The organism is Bacteroidota bacterium, from assembly GCA_034439655.1.
In the GTDB taxonomy this organism is placed as follows: Bacteria; Bacteroidota; Bacteroidia; order UKL13-3; family UKL13-3; genus CANJUD01.
On record JAWXAU010000190.1, the window covers coordinates 1 to 20910 of the forward strand.

A 20910-nucleotide genomic window follows, 5' to 3' on the forward strand; every position below is an offset into this window, starting at 1 on the left:
ATCCGAATACTTATAGGAGGGTCGTTCCGCTACGCTCCACTTCCCCTCCTATAAGTATTCCCTCTATAACCGTTTACACAATCTACTTTATACTCCCGTTATTATTGCTTTATTCATAGTTTGATTAATATTTTTTTTAGTTTATATCATTCAAACTTCAAATGCTTCACACTTTCTCCTGAGTCGCGTAATTCTTTTAAAGAATCGATACCAATTTGTAAATGTTTTGCTACAAATTCACCAGTTACTTTTTTGTCGCTATTACTTGTTTTTACGCCTTCGGGGGTCATGGGGTTGTCGCTAACTAGTAGCAGTGCACCGTGTGGTATTCCATTGGCAAAACCTACAATAAATATAGTAGCAGTTTCCATATCAATGCCCATGGCTTTAATGTCGTGTAAATAGTCTTTGAATTTTTTGTCGTGCTCCCATACCCTGCGGTTGGTGGTATAAACAGTGCCTGTCCAATAATCGCATTTGTGTTTTACAATATTAACCGATACTGCTTTTTGCAAACGGAAGGAAGGCAATGCAGGAATTTCGGGGGGTAAATAATCGTTGCTAGTTCCCTCGCCTCTGATTGCGGCAATGGGCAATATAAAATCGCCCAATTTTGTTTTTTTAAGGCCGCCACATTTGCCCAAAAACAATACGGCTTGTGGCATTATTGCCGAAAGTAAATCCATTACAGTAGCGGCCATGGCACTTCCCATCCCAAAATTGATGATGGTGATATTATCATGGGTGCAGGTTTGCATCGGCTTGTCTTTTCCGATAATTTCTGTTTTATATTTTTTGGAAAATAGTTCTATATAATTACTGAAATTGGTGAGCAATATATATTCACCAAACTGATCGAGTGGTGTGCCTGTGTAACGAGGCAACCAGTCTTTTACGATATTTTCTTTGTTGTTCATGTTTGAGTTAGTTCTATACGAGACGAGTTTGCTTCACTCATCCTGATATGCATCGGGATTGGTTCGAAATGGCGGTTATTGAGTCTCCTTATATAATAAAAAAACCCTGCCTTTGTGGGGCAGGGTTATATTTTTTATTATATAAATTTCTTATTGCACAATTACTTTTTGTGTACTTAAGAAGTTATCTCCATTAAAATTGATAAAGTAAACACCAGCTGGCATGCCAGTGGCATCAAACATAAATGAGTTGAAACCAAGGGTAAAATCACCTCTTGAGAATGTTCTCATAGTTTTTCCTAAAGCATCAATAATAGAAACTTGAATATTGTGGTCTTCATTTAAGCCAAAATTAACTTTAGTCAATCCATTGGTTGGGTTTGGGATAACTTGGATATTTTGAACAGCATTAGGTTGTTGGTCTATTCCCAAGAAAGTGGTTGAAGTGTACCCAGCTTGCCAAACTTCTTTGGTACTAATGTCTTGCACCCAAAGAACGACCTCTAAATCACTGAATTCTTCAACTGAGTGATTTTTCTTAATATCTATTGGAGCCGCTCCACTAGCTGCCAAAGTATATATACCAGGGAAGGTGAATTTTAAGTTTTTAGTAGTCGTAACGTCTTTAGTCAAGCCACTAAGCAAAGTGCCATTAGCATTTGGAATCATTTTCTTCATCACATGATAGAACTCGGTTTCACCGTTGCTTTTAATATTCTTGGTTGTCATTTTTTCGCAAATAGCAGCAAATAAATATAATGAACTAGAAGTGACACCAGTCAATGGTTTAATATCAGCCTTAATACTGATGGTATTAAAGTTAAATGAACTAGTTGCACCAATTGTCATGAAAGCTGGTTTAGCTTGAGCATTATCAAAAAGACTAGAGGTATAGTTGTTTGCGTTGCCATCCCAACCACCGTCTAATTCCATGCGGGGGATAGAGGTAATACCATAATATGAAAGGCGGGTTCCACACTCAGAAGTATAATATGGATCACCACTACCAGGGAAATTCATTTGGTACTTTACTGTAACAAATTGATTAGCGTCTTTGGCCGCAGTGATAGCATCATAATTCTTATTTCCTGGAGCACAGGGCCCGCAAGTAGATGAAGTAAATACTTCATTTAAAATCACTCGATCGGCAAAATTGTCAACAACAGTAACAGTGAACGTAGCTTCATCATTGGTAGTTTTACCATCGTTCGACCCATTGATATTGGAGGCCCATACTTTTATTTGATAAGTTCCAGTTGCAGTAGGAGTCCATTTAGTAGCATGAGCTAAAGTTTGAGTGGCAAGCGGATCAATAGAAACGCTACTTGCAGCGGCAGTTACAGCACTACCTCCGTCAATAGAGTAGTTAAGGTCAGAAGCGGTAGCCTTGGCAGAACCCAAGTTCCTGAAATCGGCAGCAATAGTAAATGGAGCTTTATTTAAAATAAGATAAGGGGTTGAATTAATTTTTGTACAAGTTAAATCATTTGAAGGTTGTGTGCCTTGGGAGAAAGTATAATAGCTATTATCACCAGCGGTAAAATCGTTTTTTGTGATTTGTAATGCAGCTAAATTTGGTGAGCTTGTAACAGAAGTAGCTGTTGAGCCATCGATTTGTATTCCTGCACTTAACTTCACATTGTTAGTACAAAGTAGGCCAGCAGTGGTAACGCACAAAGTCTTCATATCAACAATATGAATATCATTTGAATTTTCTTCTAATACAATAGCCCAATATGTCCAACCAGCATTGATATTAGCTTCTCCGAAAAAGTTGAACCAAATCCAAAATTGGCGATTAGGTGAATTTCCATAGGTCTTGGTCATAATAGCACTTTTGTAGGCACCATTTGCTTGGGGTTTGATACCTAAAATGTTAACAGAATTGTTGGGTATGTTTGCATTAGGTAAGCTTAAGTTAGAATAAGAACTTGGCATCATGCTGGGAGTACCTGCATCAAAAGCAACTGATCCAAAATTACCAGCCGTAAATTTAGTTACGCTGTTGCCGTTGAATTTAAATGCGAAAGGCAAGGCAGTTTCTGTAGTATAAGCAAGGGATGAACCTGTTCCACCGCTCCACAATGTTGTCCAACCTACATTTTGAGCGGCAGGATATGGATTTTCACCGTCAGCATTAAGGCCACCAGGATTTTTTCCAGCATTAGCATTTGGGATGTAGTAGTACTGAGCTACAGCAGCTTGTAATATTAAAGCTGATAAAATTGTAAATAATAGTTTTTTCATTATAAAAATTGATTTTAGATTAATTTGGGCTGCTAAGGTACAATCAATTTTTACAATGGCAAAAAAAAGTTCCTTTTTCTTAAAAATCAATTTTTTTTAAAGAAAAAAATTATCAAACTCAAATACTTTTCTTTATTTTTGCGTGTAATTAACATTACTTATTAAAATGAAAAAAATTATTTCACTACAAGTTTTCCTATTTGCTACACTTGTTATGTTTGGTCAGCAGTTTACGCTTTCACAAAAAACTATCAATTTAGATGCAGGATTAGGTGGGACCCTTGCAAAGGTTGTTCAGATTACCAATAACAGCAGCACCGATTCCGATTTTACCTGGAACTTACTTAACTCTTCTCTCAAAAACACCTGGGTAGCTACTTTGTGCGACCCTAATGTGTGTCACAATATGCCTTTTAGTTCAAGCAATCCTTTTGTTGTAGGAAAAAATAAAACAAAAACATTTACGCTTGATGTGGAGACTATGAGTGAATGTGGCAGTGGTCAGATAGCTTTGGCTATTATGTTAAATTCAGACCCTACAAAAATTGATACACTAATTTTCAATTTGAAAACCTGGTGTGCAGGCATTGAAGATATGAAATCTAAAACACCCAATGTAATTTTGTATGATGCAGCAGATGCAGTGCAGATATCTGGCATATCAGATTTCAAGCAAGTGAAAATTTTAGATATGAATGGTAGAGCAGTTTCCACACAACAATTAAACGGAAACGATTTACAAAGTATTTCTTTACCTTTGCCCAAAGGTGTATACGTATTTCACTTCGAAAAATTCGGGATTGAAATAAATGTAAAATTTGTAAAGCTATAATATTCGTTTAGCTTTTGAAAAGTTTAAAACTTTCCAAAAGCTAATTCAAAAGTTTGAATCCCTCAACCGATTTAGATAAAGCTTTTACAAAACGGTTTTCGGAATCTTTAGCTTCGTAACGAAGTACGCAGACAATTACTTTATCGCCTTTTAAGCTGCATTTGGTATACAACAGTTGTTTGTGAGCAGGGTATTCACCTCTAAAATAAGCAGTCTGGTTTTGATAGTTATATTCTACTTTGGGGTATTTGCCGGCACCATATAATCCGGGCAAGTACCACTTTGTTACATAATCCTCAATGCCCATTCCTTTCTGGAGTTTTACCTCGGTGATTTCAAAAAATATATTTTTTCCGGGACTGCATCTTAATATAGGGTCATCAGGTTTTATTTTCTTTTCAAAATTATATTTCAAATTATAGTCTTGGGCATTGTCTACTTCAAATAGATACCCCACCTCTTTATCTATATAATAATTGCCCGCAAATTTATCTATTTTTGAAGGGCCATATTTCTCCTCAATCTCTTCAATCGTTTTAATGCCCATCTTAATAGTATCCATGTCGTCCAAATCTTTTAGGGAATCTTCTGCCGTGTCTTTATCCTTAACTAGCTCTTGAGCGTTATTATAATAGTCCCACGTAAAGTATAAGATACCTGTGAGAGATATTATAATTATAAAAGTAATACTGTATTTTTTTAATGATGCCATGTTTATATATTGTTATACAATCCTATCAATTTCCCTACCAATGAATCCCAAGAAAAATTCTTTTTATATTGTTCCACATTCGCTTTCATTAGGTCATGTCTATTGTTGTCATAAAAATCGTCAATACAACTTGCAACTGCCTCGGCATTTGGCTGGCACACATACCCAACTTTGTTGTGCGGAACAAGTTCGGCCAATCCACCCACATCGGTTACCAGCATGGGCACGTCATAATAGTAGGCAATCTGTGTAACACCACTTTGTGTGGCACTATGATAAGGTTGTACTACCATATCGGCGGCACAGAAATAATTAGGTACACGGCTGTTTTGTATAAAATCGGTATGCAGAATAAGGTGTTCCTGCAATTGATATTTTTCTATCAAATCGTAATATGGTTTTGAGTCTTCATAAAACTCACCTGCTATAATAACTTTAATTTTTTTTGATTGTTGGTTGAAGTATTTACTTTTAGTGAGCGATTCTAATAAGATATCTAAACCTTTATATTTTCTGATAAAACCAAAGAACAATAAATAGCGAAAATCTAGATCCAAATCTAATTCTTTCAAAGCTTTTTCCCTAGGTACCGCAGGGCCAAACGAATCGTACATGGGATGCGGATTATATACTTTTGGTTTGCCAGGAAAATGTATATCAATATCGTGCATTACCGATTGCGACATGGTGAGCAAAGCCTCCGTGGCATTAATAAAGTACTTAGTGAAAAGTGTATCGCCAGCCCTTTTTTCGTGGGGTATCAAATTGTCGGCAATGGCCAAAATTTTGGTTTTTTTATTTGATTTCACCAATCGTGCAATGCTGCCCAAACAAGGCCCCATAAAGGGCATCCAAAAACGGAACACCAAAAAATCGTAATTTTGTTTTTTATATTTTAGTCCTTTTGCAAGCCAATTGAAAGGGTTTACCGAATTAAGTTCTGTATTTATTATAATATCTTTAGGAGCAGGTTCGTCGCTATATTGAGTTTTGCCTGGGAATAATATATTGGGATATTGTAGACTAAAATTTAGAATTTCGCAATGATGGCCCAAGTCATTAAAAGTTTTGCATAGTCGTTCATCAAAAGTTGCCAGCCCGCCACGCAAAGGATGTGCAGGCCCCACAATTAATACTTTTAAGGTTTTTTTGTTAATGCTTTTTTCTTCTGTATTTCCCACTCCTGAATATATATATCTTTAAATTTGACAAAAAATTTAATATCTAAAGTTCGCGATTTGCAATGCAGTGTAGCACCATCATCTTTATATTTTGTATAGTCCCTTTTCGCATAGTTACGGGCTATAGCGGCAGAAGCCGAATCTAAACTAATCTTGTTGGTACTGGACATCAGCAAAATTTGGTCATACAAATTTTTTGCTGCGGTAAATGCGTCTGCCTGTTTGCTCATTGAATCCACATTCATGGTCATTTCGCATATATAAAAAAACTCTTGATTGGACGAATGCAACAGCACTAATAAAGGAAGTTTCACTACCCCAAATTTGATAGCCGCCTTTTTAGCATCATCATTGTTGACTGATGCGTTTACTGCTACAAATTTATTCTTAATTGATTTTACAAAGGTATCGCTCTCCATCACCTCTGCACTGAATTTTTCACATTGATGACAGTCATGTGAATTAAAAAATAGGAGCACTGGTTTATTCTCCGTTGCTGCATATTTTATGGCTTTTGCATAATCTTCGTTTTTTAAATAATTTAACTTTTTGCTAGGTTTCTCCGGAGTTTGAGACGCTGCAAATTGGATACTCAATGTGCTTGAGATAAAAAGGAATAGGATAGTTTTGTATATATATATCATACGTAAAAGACAAAACAAAGATAGGAAAGGCGGATTAAGTAGGAGAGAATTTTATGCACACTTAATCCAACTTTTGTAAGTCGTTAAGTTGCTTGTATATGCCTGGTTGCATAATCAACTGGGCATGTGTGCCTTGTTGCACTATTTTTCCTTTGTCCAGTACCGCTATCATGTCAGCATTTTGCACAGTGCTTAGGCGGTGAGCAATCACCAAACTCGTTCTGTTCTGCATCAGTTTATATAATGCGTCTTGCACTATTTTTTCGCTTTCGGTGTCTAAAGCACTGGTGGCTTCGTCAAGTATTAAGATGGGCGGATTTTTTAGCACAGCACGGGCTATAGAAAGCCTTTGCCGTTGCCCACCGCTTAATTTGTTTCCCCGGTCTCCAATCATAGTTTGGTAACCATTTTCCGTTTGCATTATAAAATCGTGGGCATTAGCAATTCGGGCAGCTTGTTCCACTTGTTCTTGCTGTATATGTGGCAATCCAAAAGCTATATTATTATATATACTATCGTTAAATAATATGGCTTCTTGCGATACTACGCCCAGCAAATCTCGCAGACTGTGAAGTTTAAGATCTCTTAAATCGTACCCATCAATTTTCACACATCCTTGGCTGGGGTCATAATAACGTGGAAGCATATCACTCAAAGTAGTTTTACCACTCCCCGAATGCCCTACGAGAGCTACCATCTGCCCCTTTTTAATAGTTAAGTTTATATCTTTTAGCACATAACCTGTATCGCCTTTGGTATAGGCAAAAGAAAGGTTTTCGAAGCTAATTTCTTTTTCAAAACTGTTTATATCAGTTGCATCAGGTTTCTCTATGATATCTTGAGGTACGTCCATAATCGAAAAAATCCTTTCGCCCGATGCAATACCTCGTTGTATGGCGGCAATGGCTCCAGTAATGTTTTTGGCTGGGTCCAATATTCGCATGTAAAATATTATATAGGTGATAAATTGTGCCGCCGTTAAACTCCCTTTATCCTCTAACAACATTGGGCCTACATATAATATAATAATCACGATTACTATATAAGCCATAAACTCAGTAAGCGGTGAAGCTAAATCGCGTCGGTAGAACATTCGCTTAATGGTGCGGGTATAATAAAAATTGAGATTTTCAAATTTCTCTTTTAAATAATGTTGTGCGTTGAATGCTTTAATAATGCGAGTACCTGATATTGTTTCTTCTGTAATAGAAAGTATACTACCCAAAGTATGCTGGCTTTCGATGGAATCTTTCTTGAGCCGTTTACTCATTTGCGAAATCAACAATCCCATTACAGGGAAAAGGATGATGGTAAAAAGGGTAAGTTTAACAGAAAGTACAAAGAGCACAATGAAATATATGATGATCATTAGCGGGTCTTTGAAAGCGGCCTGCAGCGAAGAAACAACGGTATCTTCAATAGATTGTACATCGTTTGACATGCTTGACATGAGGTCGCCTTTGCGGTGGTTACTAAAAAATGATAAATCTAAGGAAGTTATTTTATCATATATAGCCTGCCTCAAATTTTTGATTACATTCACGCGTATTTTTAACATGGTCCGCTGTGCCATGTAGCGACAAATATTTGACATCAAAACTGAGAATAGAATTAAGCCGCATATAAAATACAAAGAGCCCACACTTCCATATTCTTGCTGAGCCCTATTGAACCAATAATTAAACGAATCAGTTACATATTGAATAAAGTTTTCAAAGTGGGGGAGGGGTAATTCTTTTGCGGTGGTTTTGTAAAAAATCTTTTCCAAAAAAGGAATAACCAATGCAATATTGGCAATACCAAATATAATATTGAGAATGGCAAATAGGGCATATACAGGAATTAGGTTCAACGACGAACGAGCATATCCCAAAATACGGAAATAGGTTTTTTGGGAGCTCACTAAGGATGTTTTTTTAATTATATTATTATATACAAAGGTTTATAATGACCAAAGCAAATATAAGCTAAAAAATACTAGCTAAAAGAAGCTATCACAGTTTCGCCTCCCACAGTTTTGTCGCCCAATTTTATTTTTATTTGAGTGCCTACGGGTAGGTATACATCTACCCTGCTTCCAAATTTAATAAACCCCATTTCGGCTCCTTGCATTGCGGGCTGTCCTTCTTTACTATAGTTTACTACCCTGCGTGCCATTGCTCCCGCTATTTGACGGAAAAGAACTTCCTGCTTATTCTGAGGCTGTTCTATTACAATAGTAGTACGCTCATTTTCTGTACTACTTTTGGGATGCCAAGCTACCAAATATTTACCGGGATGGTACTTGCTATATTTTACAGTTCCACTAATAGGATTGCGGTTTACATGCACATTAAAAGGATTCATAAAAATAGAAATCTGAATTCGTTTGTCTTTGAAATATTCGGGCTCTTCCACTTCTTCTATTACCACTATTTTACCATCGCAGGGTGCTATAATATTATTTGCATTTATGGGAGTATGCCTAACAGGGTTGCGAAAAAATTGTAATATAATAGCAAAAACCACCACTGAGGCGAGCATCAGAAGCCCAACAATAATTTCATTTTGAGTGATAAATGTTAGTCCCCAATTTAACCCAGCCAATACTAGCGTAGCGATAAAAATGGTAGCAAATCCTTCTTTATGTATCATAAGAGTAGCAAGTATTTAGTATAAAGTAGCAAGTATAAAGTATAAATTATGTGGTAGCGAGTACGAGATTTGGTTTGGTACAGGAAATCGACCGTATGGCCCCATTCGCCGCGACGAACCAACCACGATAGCTATCGCGTCTGAATCCCAAATTAAAATACGCCGCGGAATTTCTGTGTATTGGCTACCTTGTCGATAGAAACCACATAAGCAGCTATACGCCAGCTCACATTGTATTTTTGAGCGGCAGCATATACTGATTCGAAAGCCATTTTCATGGTACGGTCGGCACGGCGGTTCACCCGCTCTTCTGTCCAATAATAACCTAGGCGGTTTTGCACCCATTCAAAATAAGATACCGTTACACCACCGGCATTAGCCAATATATCGGGCACCACCATAATTCCTTTATTATTCAATATTTCATCAGCATTCCACGATGTAGGGCCGTTGGCACCTTCTACAATAAGTTTGGCTTTAATGTCGTTGGCATTTTCTGCTGTTATTTGGTCTTCCATTGCAGCAGGAACTAAGAGGGTCACATCTAAAGTGAGCAACTCGTTATTGCTTATTTTTTGGGCACTGAAACCTTCAAGGGTTCCTTTATTATTGTCGCGGTAAACAATGGCTTCTTCTACATTAATTCCTTCGGGATTGTAATAACCTCCAGTAACATCGGATATAGCTACAATTTTAAGTCCTTGTGTGGCTAAAAGTTTCGCAGAAATAGACCCCACATTGCCAAAGCCTTGTACGGCACAGGTTGCACCTACTGGGCTAATTCCCATTTTGGCCATTGCACTGCGGGCTGTTACCATTACGCCACGCCCGGTAGCTTCCACACGGCCAAGTGAACCGCCCAATACCAATGGTTTACCGGTAACAACAGCAGGGCACGAATAGCCTTTTATTTTAGAATATTCGTCCATCAACCAGGCCATCTCTTGCGGGCCTGTTCCCATATCGGGTGCTGGAATATCTTTTTCGGGACCGAATACATCTATCATCGCAACAGTATAAGCCCGGGTCAATCTTTCAAGTTCGCCTTTGCTCATACTGCGTGGATCGCATTTAACACCACCTTTACCACCCCCGTAAGGGATGCCTACCACCGCACACTTCCATGTCATCCAAGCAGCTAGGGCTTTTACTTCGTCAAGGTTTACATCCATGCTATAGCGAATGCCACCTTTCGATGGGCCAAGGTTTGCATTGTGCACCACACGGAAACCTTCAAACACTTGCACTTTGCCATTGTCCATTACTACGGGCAAGTTTACAATCACCACTTTGGCGGGCGATTTTAAAACATTATATGATGAATCGTCTAGTCCGAGTGCTTTGGCAGCGATATCAAAACGCGACATCATGGACTCGAAAGGGTTGAGGTGGGTGTTGCTCAATGGAGCAGGTTCTTTATAAGTCATTCTTATGAATTTAGGGCTGCAAAAGTAGATAGGAAAATTTAGGGGGGCAAAGATATTTTACATTTTAAATTTAGCATTTTTTATTTTACAGGAGAAGTTGGAAGTTGGAAGTTGGAAGTGGCTGACGCTTGCTGCTTATATATACTTCAATCCGCAATAGTCTATATACTTTATACTCCCAATAATCCGCCTCCAACCCAACCCGTTTTGCAATCGGCTTGCTAAAGGGAATGGATTTATAAACCCCGTTCTTCCAGATTTGCAACCCCCACAGAAATGCCGGGGTTGTTTTGTTATATATAATATTTTAAAACCTAAAACTTATAGTTATAAGTAAGCATCATGGTATAAGATTGTTTCCGCACAATGGCACTTTCATAAGGAAGCGAACTGATACTGTATGGGGTAAAATAATCTTTACCTACCATATAACCTATGGCCATATCTATGGAACTATATTTATTGGTAATTCCTAGCCCACCACTTAGTAAATGTCTCGAGGAAGATGCTGCAGCATAAGTACTTTTATCAGCATAAGGGCTGGCCATATATGCGTAGCCACAACGCAAAAAAGTGTTTTCAAAAAATAGTTCTCCACCTGTACGTATATTCCATACGGGGTTATACATATTTATAATATTTTTATTCTCTTGGTTGAAATCATAAAGAGTGGAAGTAAGGTTTCCATTTGAATAATTTACAAATTCAGCATCCAAGCTCCACAAACCTTTTTTCTCTTTTACTAGAGCCAAGCTTAATACCAAACGACCCGGGCGATATGCACGGTAGGAAAAATTTTGCTCATCAGATCCATTTATATAGTTACTACTACCGTTAATGGGCTTATCGAATATTGAAGATACACTATAGCTATATTGGTCGGTAAGGCTATATACCATGGGGCTGTGATAACTCAAGCCGATTCTAAATAAATTATCGGCTCTATATATTGCTCCCAGTTTGAAACCTGCACCGCTTCCACTGGTAAACAGTTTTTGATTATATTCCATATTTTGTATGTATGCTGCAGTATTATCTATATCGTTTTCTTGGTAGTTCAAGGTGGAGTGGAAACGTATGGTATGTATAATAAAAGTACCACCAATAAACCAACGATGGGAATAACTGGCTGCTAATCCCGCAGTGAATTCATTAACATTGCCACGCAATATATTTTGCCCCGATTGCAAAAATGCTGGCCTTGGCGTGTTGTTATTTTCAATAAAGGAAGGAACATATTGACCAAAAGTACCCGACGATTTAATTACCCCCGATTTGTAGGCAAGGGCAAAAGGATCGGCATAGTTTTCGTCCAATTCATCGGTACTATATCCATTTGCCTGCTGGGCAAATAGATCGGCAATGGAACTTTTACTATTGCGGCCACTAAAGGAATATTCTTCATACAATGGGGTTACTCTATTATAGGCAAACAAGAGATTCACATTGGCCAATCCATCAGAAATTGGTTTGCCATTATTGTCATATTTAATGCCTGTTAACACAATTCCCATAGAAGGAAAATTGAGATTGAAACGGTTGGCTTTAGCAATATCTCCAACATAGTTAGCAGAAGAAATGGTTTGCAAGGTGCCACCACTACAGCTAAAGAGATTATACCTATTTACTGCAATACCAGCAGGGTTTATGCTATAGGATCCGATATCGTGACCCAATGCTCCCATAGCTCCACCCAGCGATAAACTTCGGGCAGTACTATAGGGAAAAAACCTACTGTAACGCAGCATGTCTTGTTCATTTTGTGCAAGTGCAAAAGGGATAAAAAACACATAAAAAATATTAAAAACAACTATACTTTTTAAAAGCTTCATGGCTTTATTTTTATTATATTATAGTAGATTCTATAAGGCGATTGTAAAATCCTATCGGTGTCTTCCACCTCCTCCATTACGCGAGCCGCCACCGCCCGATGAGCCACTGCTGCCTCCACTGTTAGAACCGCCTCCGCCAGACCGAGGGCTTGGTGAACCAAATGAAGTATTGGAGCTGGGGCTTGAGGAATTTGAACCTTGACGATAGTTGGTTTGAGGAGTAGAACTAACCTGTGCAGGTTGGTTATAAGTAGGACGTGCTGCTGGTGTAGCTACCTCTTGTTGCGGAGTGGATGTATGTGTTTGCGGTGCAGGTTGGTTGTTTTGCGGAGTAGCAGCAGGATAATACGAAGTTTGCGGGCTATTGAATGGAATGCGGTTGTGAACTTGCACATTGCCCGAGGGAGTTGTAGCCTCAGCTTGCACCGCTGCTCCAGGCTTGTTGAATGAAGCACTCACACCAGCATTCTGCCCTGGAGTACTGCCGCCTATTCCAGTTCCTCTGTGTTGCTGAGGTGCTGTCCGTTTTTGTGTGGACGAAGTGCCACCAGAGTTATATCCATTGTTATTTTTGTTATAAGAATAAGAATTATACTGGGTTTGCGGCGAATAATAATTATAAGGGTTATTGTAATTATAAGCACTGTAGCCGTACATACCTATATTATTATATGGATTATAATAGGTATTATAGGGGCTGTAGGTCATACCATATCCCGTATTAAAACCATACATGCCATAACCAGGATAAAAATTGTTGCAAGCACAGGAGTTGTTAGTTGCAGGATCGGGTGAAGCAATATTGGTATTAGTTGGCGTTTGTGTTTGATTGGCATTATACGTAGCTGCGTATGCGTTTTGTTTTTCTTGTTCACGTTTCAAAGATTCTTGCTCGCGTGCTATTTGTATAACTTGGATGTGCTTAAAATCGCCACCCACAGTATATACATCGTCCATATTTTTTGTGGTGTTTTTTATAGTGCCACAACTAGTTAGTGCAAAGGCTGTTATTATATAAACAGCGGGTCCAATATTTTTCATGATTTGATGATATTAGGTTTTGGAGAGGGACAAGGGTTATTTTTGCCGTAAAATTACACAAAAATTATTCCTTTACAACAAGAATTTTAAATTTTTACATGGATAACCAAAAAATAAAACGCAGCGACGATTATTCAGGCTGGTATAATAACTTAGTAAAGAATGCCGACCTTGCCGAACACTCTGCTGTGAAAGGCTGTATGGTCATTAAACCTTATGGTTATGCCATTTGGGAAAAAATGCAGCAAGAGCTCGACCGCAGATTTAAAGACACGGGACATGTGAACGCGTATTTCCCCTTATTCATCCCCAAATCATTCTTTACCAAGGAAGCAAGCCATGTGGAAGGATTTGCAACAGAGTGTGCCGTGGTTACCCATTACCGTCTCAAAAATGTAAACGGAGAAATGGTAGTTGACCCCGATGCCAAACTTGAAGAAGAACTTATAGTTCGCCCCACTTCAGAAACTATTATATGGAATACTTATAAAGGGTGGATACAAAGCTATCGTGATTTGCCTTTGCTCATAAACCAATGGGCTAACGTGGTTAGATGGGAAATGCGTACCCGTTTATTTCTGCGTACTACAGAATTTTTATGGCAAGAAGGACATACAGCTCATGCTACCGAAGCCGAAGCTGTGGAAGAAACCCGCAAAATGCTAGAAGTATATGCCGACTTCGCAGAAAATATTTTAGCAGTTCCAGTTATTAAAGGTGTGAAAACCGAAACCGAAAGATTTGCAGGTGCACTAGATACTTATTGTATTGAAGGTTTGATGCAAGATGGAAAAGCTTTGCAAATGGGAACTTCGCATTTCTTGGGGCAAAACTTTGCCAAAGCGTTCGATGTAAAATTTGTAAGCAAAGAAAATAAACAAGAATTTGTATGGGCAACTTCTTGGGGCGTATCTACACGTTTGATGGGAGCATTAATTATGGCTCATAGTGATGACGAAGGATTGGTATTGCCTCCACGATTGGCTCCTATCCAAGTTGTAATCGTTCCTATATATAGAAGTGATGAGGAACAAACAAAGGTTTTGGAAGCGGGCGATAAAATATTTGCCGCACTCAAAGCAAAAGGCATTAGTGTAAAATTTGATAGTCGAGATACACATAAGCCAGGTTTCAAATTTGCCGAATGGGAACTGAAAGGTGTACCTGTTCGCATAGCTATTGGCCCCCGCGATTTGGAAAACCAAACCGTTGAATTAGCCCGTCGTGATACCAAAGAAAAACAATTGGTTTCTATTACCGATTTGGAAAATAAGGTCGAACATTTATTAGAGCAAATACAGCAAAACATTTATCAAAAAGCCTTGGATTTCCGCACTGAGAAAACTTATATAGCTGATAACTGGGACGATTTTGTGAAGAAAGTAGAATTAGGTTTTGTATATGCACATTGGGATGGAACTGCAGAAACAGAAAAGAAAATAAAAGAACAAACCAAGGCAACTATACGTTGTATTCCTTTACACAATGAGCAACAAGCAGGCAAATGTATATTAACAGGAAATCCTTCCACACAAAGGGTCTTATTTGCCAAAGCGTATTGATAAAATAATTGCGTAACTTCGCACTCCTTTTAATAAAAGAATTTAAAATATAAATGGAAAACAATTATGTGATTATAATGGCAGGTGGCATAGGAAGTCGCTACTGGCCAGTAAGCCGTGCCAGCAGACCCAAACAGTTTATCGATATTTTGGGCACGGGCAAATCGCTTATCCGACATACCTACGAAAGATTTGCCCGAAAATATAAACCCGAAAATATTTGGGTGGTCACCAATGAACATTATAGAGGTTTGGTGAAAGAACAAATTCCTGAAATGGCCGATATGCAAATATTGGGCGAACCTTCTGGAAAAAATACCGCTCCTTGTATAGCTTATGCTACTTATCGCATTATGCAAATGGATCCCAAAGCTACCTGTATGGTGGTGCCTAGTGACCATTTAATTATGGACGAAACTTTATTTCTGGAGTGCATGGAAATAGCCCGCGATTTTGCTACCGAAGCAGAAGCCTTTGTTACCTTAGGTATTAAACCCACACGTCCCGATACAGGTTATGGTTATATACAATACTTGGAAGCAGAAAAAAGTCCCAATGTACATAAAGTAAAAACATTTACCGAGAAGCCCGATTTGGAATTGGCAAAAACTTTTTTGGCCAGTGGAGATTTTGTGTGGAATGGCGGAATATTTGTGTTTAAAGCCAGCACGATGAAAGCCGCATTTGAAAAGTATCTACCCGATTTGCACAATCTTTTCAGGCAGGGAAAAGGTTTATATAATACTTCGGATGAAGCTACATTTATCAATAAGATATATCCCCAATGCCCTAGCGTTTCTATCGACTATGGTATTATGGAAAAGGCAAATAATGTATATACTATTCCCGCAAGTTTTGGTTGGAGCGATTTAGGTACCTGGAACAGTATATATGATACTATGGACAAAGATGCCAGTGGTAATGCAGTAGTAGGCAAAAAAGTAAAACTATTTGAATGCAATGGCAATGTGTTAAATATGCCCCACGACAAACTCGTTATTATGAAAGGCGTAGATAATTTAATAGTAGTGGAGAAAGATAATATATTATTGATTTGTGATAAAGATTTGGAGCAGGAAATAAAGCAAGTAGTAACTGACATCAAACTTGAGTTTGGTGAAAAATATGCTTAATGACGGAAGCAACGTTGCATGGAATTGTATACAAATCTACTGGTAGTTGGTATGATGTTCGATTAGAAGATGGGCAAACTATTAAAGCCCGCGTAAAAGGAAAACTCAAATTACAAAACCTGCGAAGTACCAATCCCATTGCGGTGGGCGACAAAGTATTATTACAAGACGAAGCACCCGACTATAATATAGTTTCGGTATTGCCACGCGAAAATTATGTAATTCGCAAATCAAATAAACTATCCAAACAAACACAAATTATTGCAGCCAATCTCGACTTGGCATGTATTATAGTTTCCTTGGTCGACCCACGAACTTCTACAGGATTTATCGATCGATTTTTGGTATGCACAGGTTCTTATCATATTCCCACTTGCATTGTATTTAATAAAATAGATTTATATGGTCATGCTGAATTCTATAATGAACTGAAGGGATTATATAATAGTTTGGGATATCAAACGCTCGGAATTTCTGCCACACAAAAAAATGGAATCGATGATTTTATTGCTTTATTGCAAAACAAAACAACATTGTTTGCAGGGCATTCTGGAGTGGGAAAATCTACTTTATTAAATGCATTGGTTCCCGAAGCTATACAAAAAACCAGTGATGTTTCTGGCTTTAGCGGACACGGAAAACACACGACTACATTTGCCCAAATGTTCGACCTGCCCGGCATAGGTCAAGTAATTGATACACCTGGTATCCGCGACTTTGGTGTAGTAGGTGTAGATGACCAAGAACTTGCACATTATTTTCCTGAAATGCGTGCACTAATATCGGGATGCAAATTTAATAATTGCACCCATATTCATGAACCTGGTTGTGCAGTATTGCAAGCAGTAGCAGAAGGCAAAATAAATAATGGACGATATTATAATTATGTGAGTATATATAATAATGAGGATTTTATGGATTGATGGATATTACCGACATGGCGAGCGTCCCGAATTTTATTCGGGAGCGTGGCAATCTCTTGAAATTGGAACCGTTTAATGAATTTCATATTGTGAAAGTCTAGGTTATGTATCCTTTTTCTCATACAAAGATAGTTGAAAAATGACAGTCGTAATTTGACAGTTGTAATCAACTCAAAAATGATTCTTTTCATTTCCCCATTACCCATTCGCCGCGGCTAACACTCGATGTTAAGAGGAACTCCAAACTATTATAAAAAAAATCGTAATTCATAATTCGTAATTCGTAATTTTGTCGTCATGGAACACATCACACTCATCGGCGGCGGACTCTCAGGATCCTTACTCAGTGTATATATGGCAAGGCGGGGATTTAAAGTGGATTTATTTGAACGCAGACCCGATATGCGTAGCAATAAAATATCAGCAGGAAGGTCTATCAATCTCGCACTTTCTAATCGTGGTATTAATGCTTTAAATAAAGTAGGACTTACTGAAGATATATTGAGTGATGCCATTCCCATGCATGGCCGTATGATGCATAGCCGCACAGGCGAACTCAACTTTCAACCTTATGGCACAGCAGGGCAATGTATATATTCTGTTTCGCGTGGCAGATTGAATACACGTTTACTCGAACTTGCCGATGAATATGAAAATATAAACTTGCATTTCGATGCAAAATGTACAGATATAAATATACAAAAAGCCACGGCAACTTTTGAAATGGCAGATGGAACGGAGCAAACATTTGCAGCCAATCATATTATAGGAACCGATGGAGCCTTTGCCGCTACTCGTGGGCGTTTGCAGGTAACCGATAGATTCGATTATAGTCAGAGTTATTTGCATGTAGGTTATAAAGAATTATGTATTCCTCCTGGGCCAAACGGTGAATTTAAAATGGAGAAAAATGCATTACATATATGGCCACGTGGTGCGTTTATGATGATAGCTTTACCCAATCCCGATGGTACTTTTACCTGTACTTTATTTTTGAGTATTGAGGGAATTGTATCTTTTAATAATTTAAAAACCGAAGAAGATATTATACATTTTTTCGAAAAAGAATTTCCCGATGCTCTAACATTGATGCCAACTTTGGCAGAAGATTTTTTTGCAAATCCAACAGGGTCATTAGTCACTGTAAAATGCTGGCCTTGGGCGGTGGATGATAAAGTAGCTTTGCTAGGCGATGCGGCACACGCGGTCGTTCCTTTCTTCGGACAGGGAATGAATTGCTCTTTCGAAGATTGTGTGGTGATGGATGAATGTATTGAAAAATATTTGCCTGATTGGAGTATGGTATTCGACGAATATCAACAATTACGCAAACCCAATGCTGATGCCATTGCCTCACTTGCTGTGCAAAATTTTTATGAGATGAGCGATAAAGTAGGCGATGCAGAATTCCTACACCGCAAACATATAGAACACGATTTATGCGATTTATATCCTGATATATTTCAATCGCAGTACGAGTTGGTTACCTTTAGTCAAATCCCGTATCTGCAAGCCCAGCAGCGTGGCCCCATCAATGATCAGATACTAAGTTATATCATAGACCAAAAACTCGAAGATCAGATTAAAAATAGAAGTATTATAGAGCCGGTTATTAGGAAATTTGCCAACTATTTATAATGGTTAATGGTTAAGGATAAATGATGTCCGCCGCGGCGGAATGAATGATGAACGGGTTTTTTGTCATGCCGTCCCGCAAGCTTGCGGAAGAGGCATCTACAACTCACCTGATAGAACTAAGGTACGCCATCGGCGGGCCTCGCCCACTCGGGATCAACGAGCTGAATATATATATATATACCTATCGTAATTCGTTTCGCCGCGGCGAACGACATTCGTAATTTTCTTATTCCTCTTTCACCACTTTATATATATTAGTTTTACCATCCTCCACTACCACAAAGAAGTATACTCCCGCAGCATAAGTTTCATTCAGAAAAACTTTATATGTTTTATCAGAAAATTTGCTGTTCAAAATCTGTTTTGCAAAATCATCATATATATAATGTTTTGATTGCCTTTTGGGCAAACAGAAATCCCACTTGCAAAAGTATTATAATCAGAAACATGGCCCCATCAAAATTTACAAGGTGCAATTTAAAGACCTAGCTTAGAATCTGAAATTCATTACAACAGTAATTCGGCTATCATACTTTTGTAAATCAGGTCTCCATGGAACTACTGTGGTCGGGCCATTTGTCCAGCCCGAAGGTGAAGTGGTTCCGCCATGCCCAGCGAAATAGGGAATATTCGCCTGCCTATAGCCGTATTCAATTCTAAAGGTAGTAAATTCGGTAGGCATAATATCAAAAGTAAATGTTCCTTGCTTTATGATTAAAGGCTTTTTAGGATTTAATGCAAGTTCATCGGTATAAGCACTGGGGGCAACTGGCGACGGAGAAAAAGCCAGATATTGTCCACCATTTGAAAGCACATCTCCCCTTAAAGTAAAAGCAATTTTATTTTTATATAACCATATACGATTGCATATAGAGGTACCATACATATAATGTTCTTTCGAGGTAACTGAATCTTTGGCATCCATACCCTTTTCAAAACCATAATGCGAGTTTATACTAAAGGCCATTTGCGAAATTCCTTTCGATTTCGGTTTGTTCAGGTATCTTGCTACAATACTATTGTCGTGGTGAAAACGCATTCTCTGCGATTGGTTCCCCAAGGTATCCGGATTCTGCGTATCGTGACCGTAGTAAAAATTAGCTACATACTGAATATTTTCATTGGGACGCCAATAGGTTGAAGTACCTATGCCAGGCGATTTCCCAGCACTATTATAGGATTGCCATCCATTAAGCATCAATATTTCCTGTTTAAACTTTTTGGTTGGGTAAATCTGTAACCTAGCACCTTGAAAGTAGAATGGCGTAAACTCACAAACAGTGCTTCTTTGGAAGCACCAATTATCCTGAACTATATAACTTTCGAGTCCCATATAACTCATGAAAATTCCAGCTTCAAGGTTAATGCCGTACCACTTATTGAAATGGTAACCTGCCGCACCCTCCCTTATATATTTGAGGTTGCCAATGGATGTGTTTCTGCCACGGTTAACTGTTGGGTCAAGGTCTTGTACTATATTGAGCATAGCTCCATATTGTAACAATATTCGCCCTATCATATTTTTATAGGCTACATCAACACCAAGGCTGGCAAGGTTTATATGGATTTCGTTATGCCGCCCAATGGTTGATGAAATAGTATGTGTATTGTCTACAGGGTCGGCAAAATTGTAATTGTAATCGGCATCCATATAACCAATGCCCGTAATAATAGTTTGACCAGTTGTTTTATCTTTCACCGCTAAAATAGGATTTGTTATCCGACTTTGGCCATTCATCCAAGTTAAATCCATTCCTTCAAAAGGGATTTTATACGTACTGTCACTTTGTGCATTGCATGTGATTACACCTAGGAAGAGAAAAATTGTACAAATACTTTTCATTTATTATATATATGTTGTCGAAAATAGTGTTAAAGAATAAGTAAAATACTATTATTCATTTGTCGCTAACCAATTGCAAAACTAAGGATTTTTTGTGAAGCTTTTTTACAAAAAGAGCAACCTCGTTCTCCCGATTGTTTCAGAGCCCCTCTTGATAATTTATACTGACATCCCGAGCGTGCCCCAATATATGCGTAAAAGGTGCTACTTTATACTTCCAACCGCGACGGGCTATATACTTGATACTATTAGAGGGCGTGCCGCCGAAGCGGCGTCGGGCTATACGCATTATCCCGCTAGTTACCGGGATGCCGGCTTCTATCCCTCACGCGGCTAAAACAACT

At 38.3% G+C, this 20910-nt stretch carries 17 protein-coding genes; 5 read left to right on the plus strand and 12 right to left on the minus strand.

Annotation, left to right across the window (positions count from 1 at the left end):
* Positions 1-146 precede the first annotated feature (146 nt).
* Both SGJ10_14290 and SGJ10_14295 read right to left on the minus strand, forming a co-directional pair.
* Complete coding sequence (locus tag SGJ10_14290; protein MDZ4759293.1) at positions 147-917, minus strand: AMP nucleosidase; 771 nt, start codon at positions 915-917, stop codon at positions 147-149.
* Positions 918-1067: 150 nt separating this feature from the next.
* Positions 1068-3164, minus strand: a complete 2097-nt coding sequence (locus SGJ10_14295) for a T9SS type A sorting domain-containing protein (protein ID MDZ4759294.1) — start codon at positions 3162-3164, stop codon at positions 1068-1070.
* A gap of 166 nt (positions 3165-3330) precedes the next feature.
* On the opposite strand from SGJ10_14295, the gene SGJ10_14300 reads away from it, so the two are divergent.
* Entirely contained in the window at positions 3331-3996 is a 666-nt protein-coding gene (locus tag SGJ10_14300; protein MDZ4759295.1) for a T9SS type A sorting domain-containing protein, read from the plus strand.
* A 40-nt stretch (positions 3997-4036) separates the two neighbouring features.
* Here SGJ10_14300 and SGJ10_14305 read toward each other — a convergent pair whose 3' ends face one another.
* The 8 genes from SGJ10_14305 to SGJ10_14340 all read right to left on the minus strand — a co-directional run bounded on the left by SGJ10_14305 (position 4037) and on the right by SGJ10_14340 (position 13467).
* Positions 4037-4708 (minus strand): hypothetical protein, encoded by a 672-nt coding sequence (locus SGJ10_14305; GenBank protein ID MDZ4759296.1) that lies wholly within the window; start codon positions 4706-4708, stop codon positions 4037-4039.
* 2 nt (positions 4709-4710) lie between these two features.
* The gene (locus tag SGJ10_14310; protein ID MDZ4759297.1) at positions 4711-5889 is read right to left on the minus strand and encodes a glycosyltransferase; all 1179 of its coding nucleotides are present in this window, start codon (positions 5887-5889) and stop codon (positions 4711-4713) included.
* Complete coding sequence (locus SGJ10_14315) at positions 5847-6485, minus strand: thioredoxin family protein (protein MDZ4759298.1); 639 nt, start codon at positions 6483-6485, stop codon at positions 5847-5849. The genes SGJ10_14310 and SGJ10_14315 overlap by 43 nt, the downstream gene beginning before the upstream one ends.
* 109 nt (positions 6486-6594) lie before the next feature.
* Positions 6595-8436 carry an ABC transporter ATP-binding protein gene (locus SGJ10_14320; protein MDZ4759299.1) on the minus strand — a complete coding sequence of 614 codons (1842 nt, stop codon included), beginning with the start codon at positions 8434-8436 and terminating at the stop codon, positions 6595-6597.
* Positions 8437-8510: 74 nt separating this feature from the next.
* Entirely contained in the window at positions 8511-9167 is a 657-nt protein-coding gene (locus SGJ10_14325) for a phosphatidylserine decarboxylase family protein (GenBank protein MDZ4759300.1), read from the minus strand.
* Between the two features lie 152 nt (positions 9168-9319).
* Complete coding sequence (locus tag SGJ10_14330; GenBank protein MDZ4759301.1) at positions 9320-10594, minus strand: Glu/Leu/Phe/Val dehydrogenase; 1275 nt, start codon at positions 10592-10594, stop codon at positions 9320-9322.
* A 314-nt stretch (positions 10595-10908) separates the two neighbouring features.
* Positions 10909-12426, minus strand: a complete 1518-nt coding sequence (locus tag SGJ10_14335; protein MDZ4759302.1) for an outer membrane protein transport protein — start codon at positions 12424-12426, stop codon at positions 10909-10911.
* A gap of 51 nt (positions 12427-12477) precedes the next feature.
* Complete coding sequence (locus SGJ10_14340; protein MDZ4759303.1) at positions 12478-13467, minus strand: hypothetical protein; 990 nt, start codon at positions 13465-13467, stop codon at positions 12478-12480.
* Positions 13468-13565: 98 nt separating this feature from the next.
* Between SGJ10_14340 and proS the strand changes: the two genes are divergently transcribed.
* From proS to SGJ10_14360, 4 genes are all read left to right on the plus strand, one after another.
* The gene (gene proS, locus SGJ10_14345; GenBank protein ID MDZ4759304.1) at positions 13566-15029 is read left to right on the plus strand and encodes a proline--tRNA ligase; all 1464 of its coding nucleotides are present in this window, start codon (positions 13566-13568) and stop codon (positions 15027-15029) included.
* Between the two features lie 53 nt (positions 15030-15082).
* Complete coding sequence (locus SGJ10_14350; GenBank protein MDZ4759305.1) at positions 15083-16162, plus strand: mannose-1-phosphate guanylyltransferase; 1080 nt, start codon at positions 15083-15085, stop codon at positions 16160-16162.
* Positions 16162-17085 (plus strand): ribosome small subunit-dependent GTPase A, encoded by a 924-nt coding sequence (gene rsgA, locus SGJ10_14355; GenBank protein ID MDZ4759306.1) that lies wholly within the window; start codon positions 16162-16164, stop codon positions 17083-17085. Before SGJ10_14350 ends, rsgA begins: the two co-directional genes overlap by 1 nt.
* Before the next feature lie 297 nt (positions 17086-17382).
* Positions 17383-18723: an NAD(P)/FAD-dependent oxidoreductase gene (locus SGJ10_14360; protein MDZ4759307.1), complete on the plus strand. Its 1341-nt coding sequence runs from the start codon at positions 17383-17385 to the stop codon at positions 18721-18723.
* A gap of 226 nt (positions 18724-18949) precedes the next feature.
* On the opposite strand, the gene SGJ10_14365 is transcribed toward SGJ10_14360, so the two are convergent.
* Together SGJ10_14365 and SGJ10_14370 are read right to left on the minus strand one after the other, a co-directional pair.
* Positions 18950-19132, minus strand: a complete 183-nt coding sequence (locus SGJ10_14365) for a hypothetical protein (protein ID MDZ4759308.1) — start codon at positions 19130-19132, stop codon at positions 18950-18952.
* A gap of 81 nt (positions 19133-19213) precedes the next feature.
* Entirely contained in the window at positions 19214-20566 is a 1353-nt protein-coding gene (locus SGJ10_14370) for an outer membrane beta-barrel protein (protein ID MDZ4759309.1), read from the minus strand.
* Positions 20567-20910: the final 344 nt, after the last annotated feature.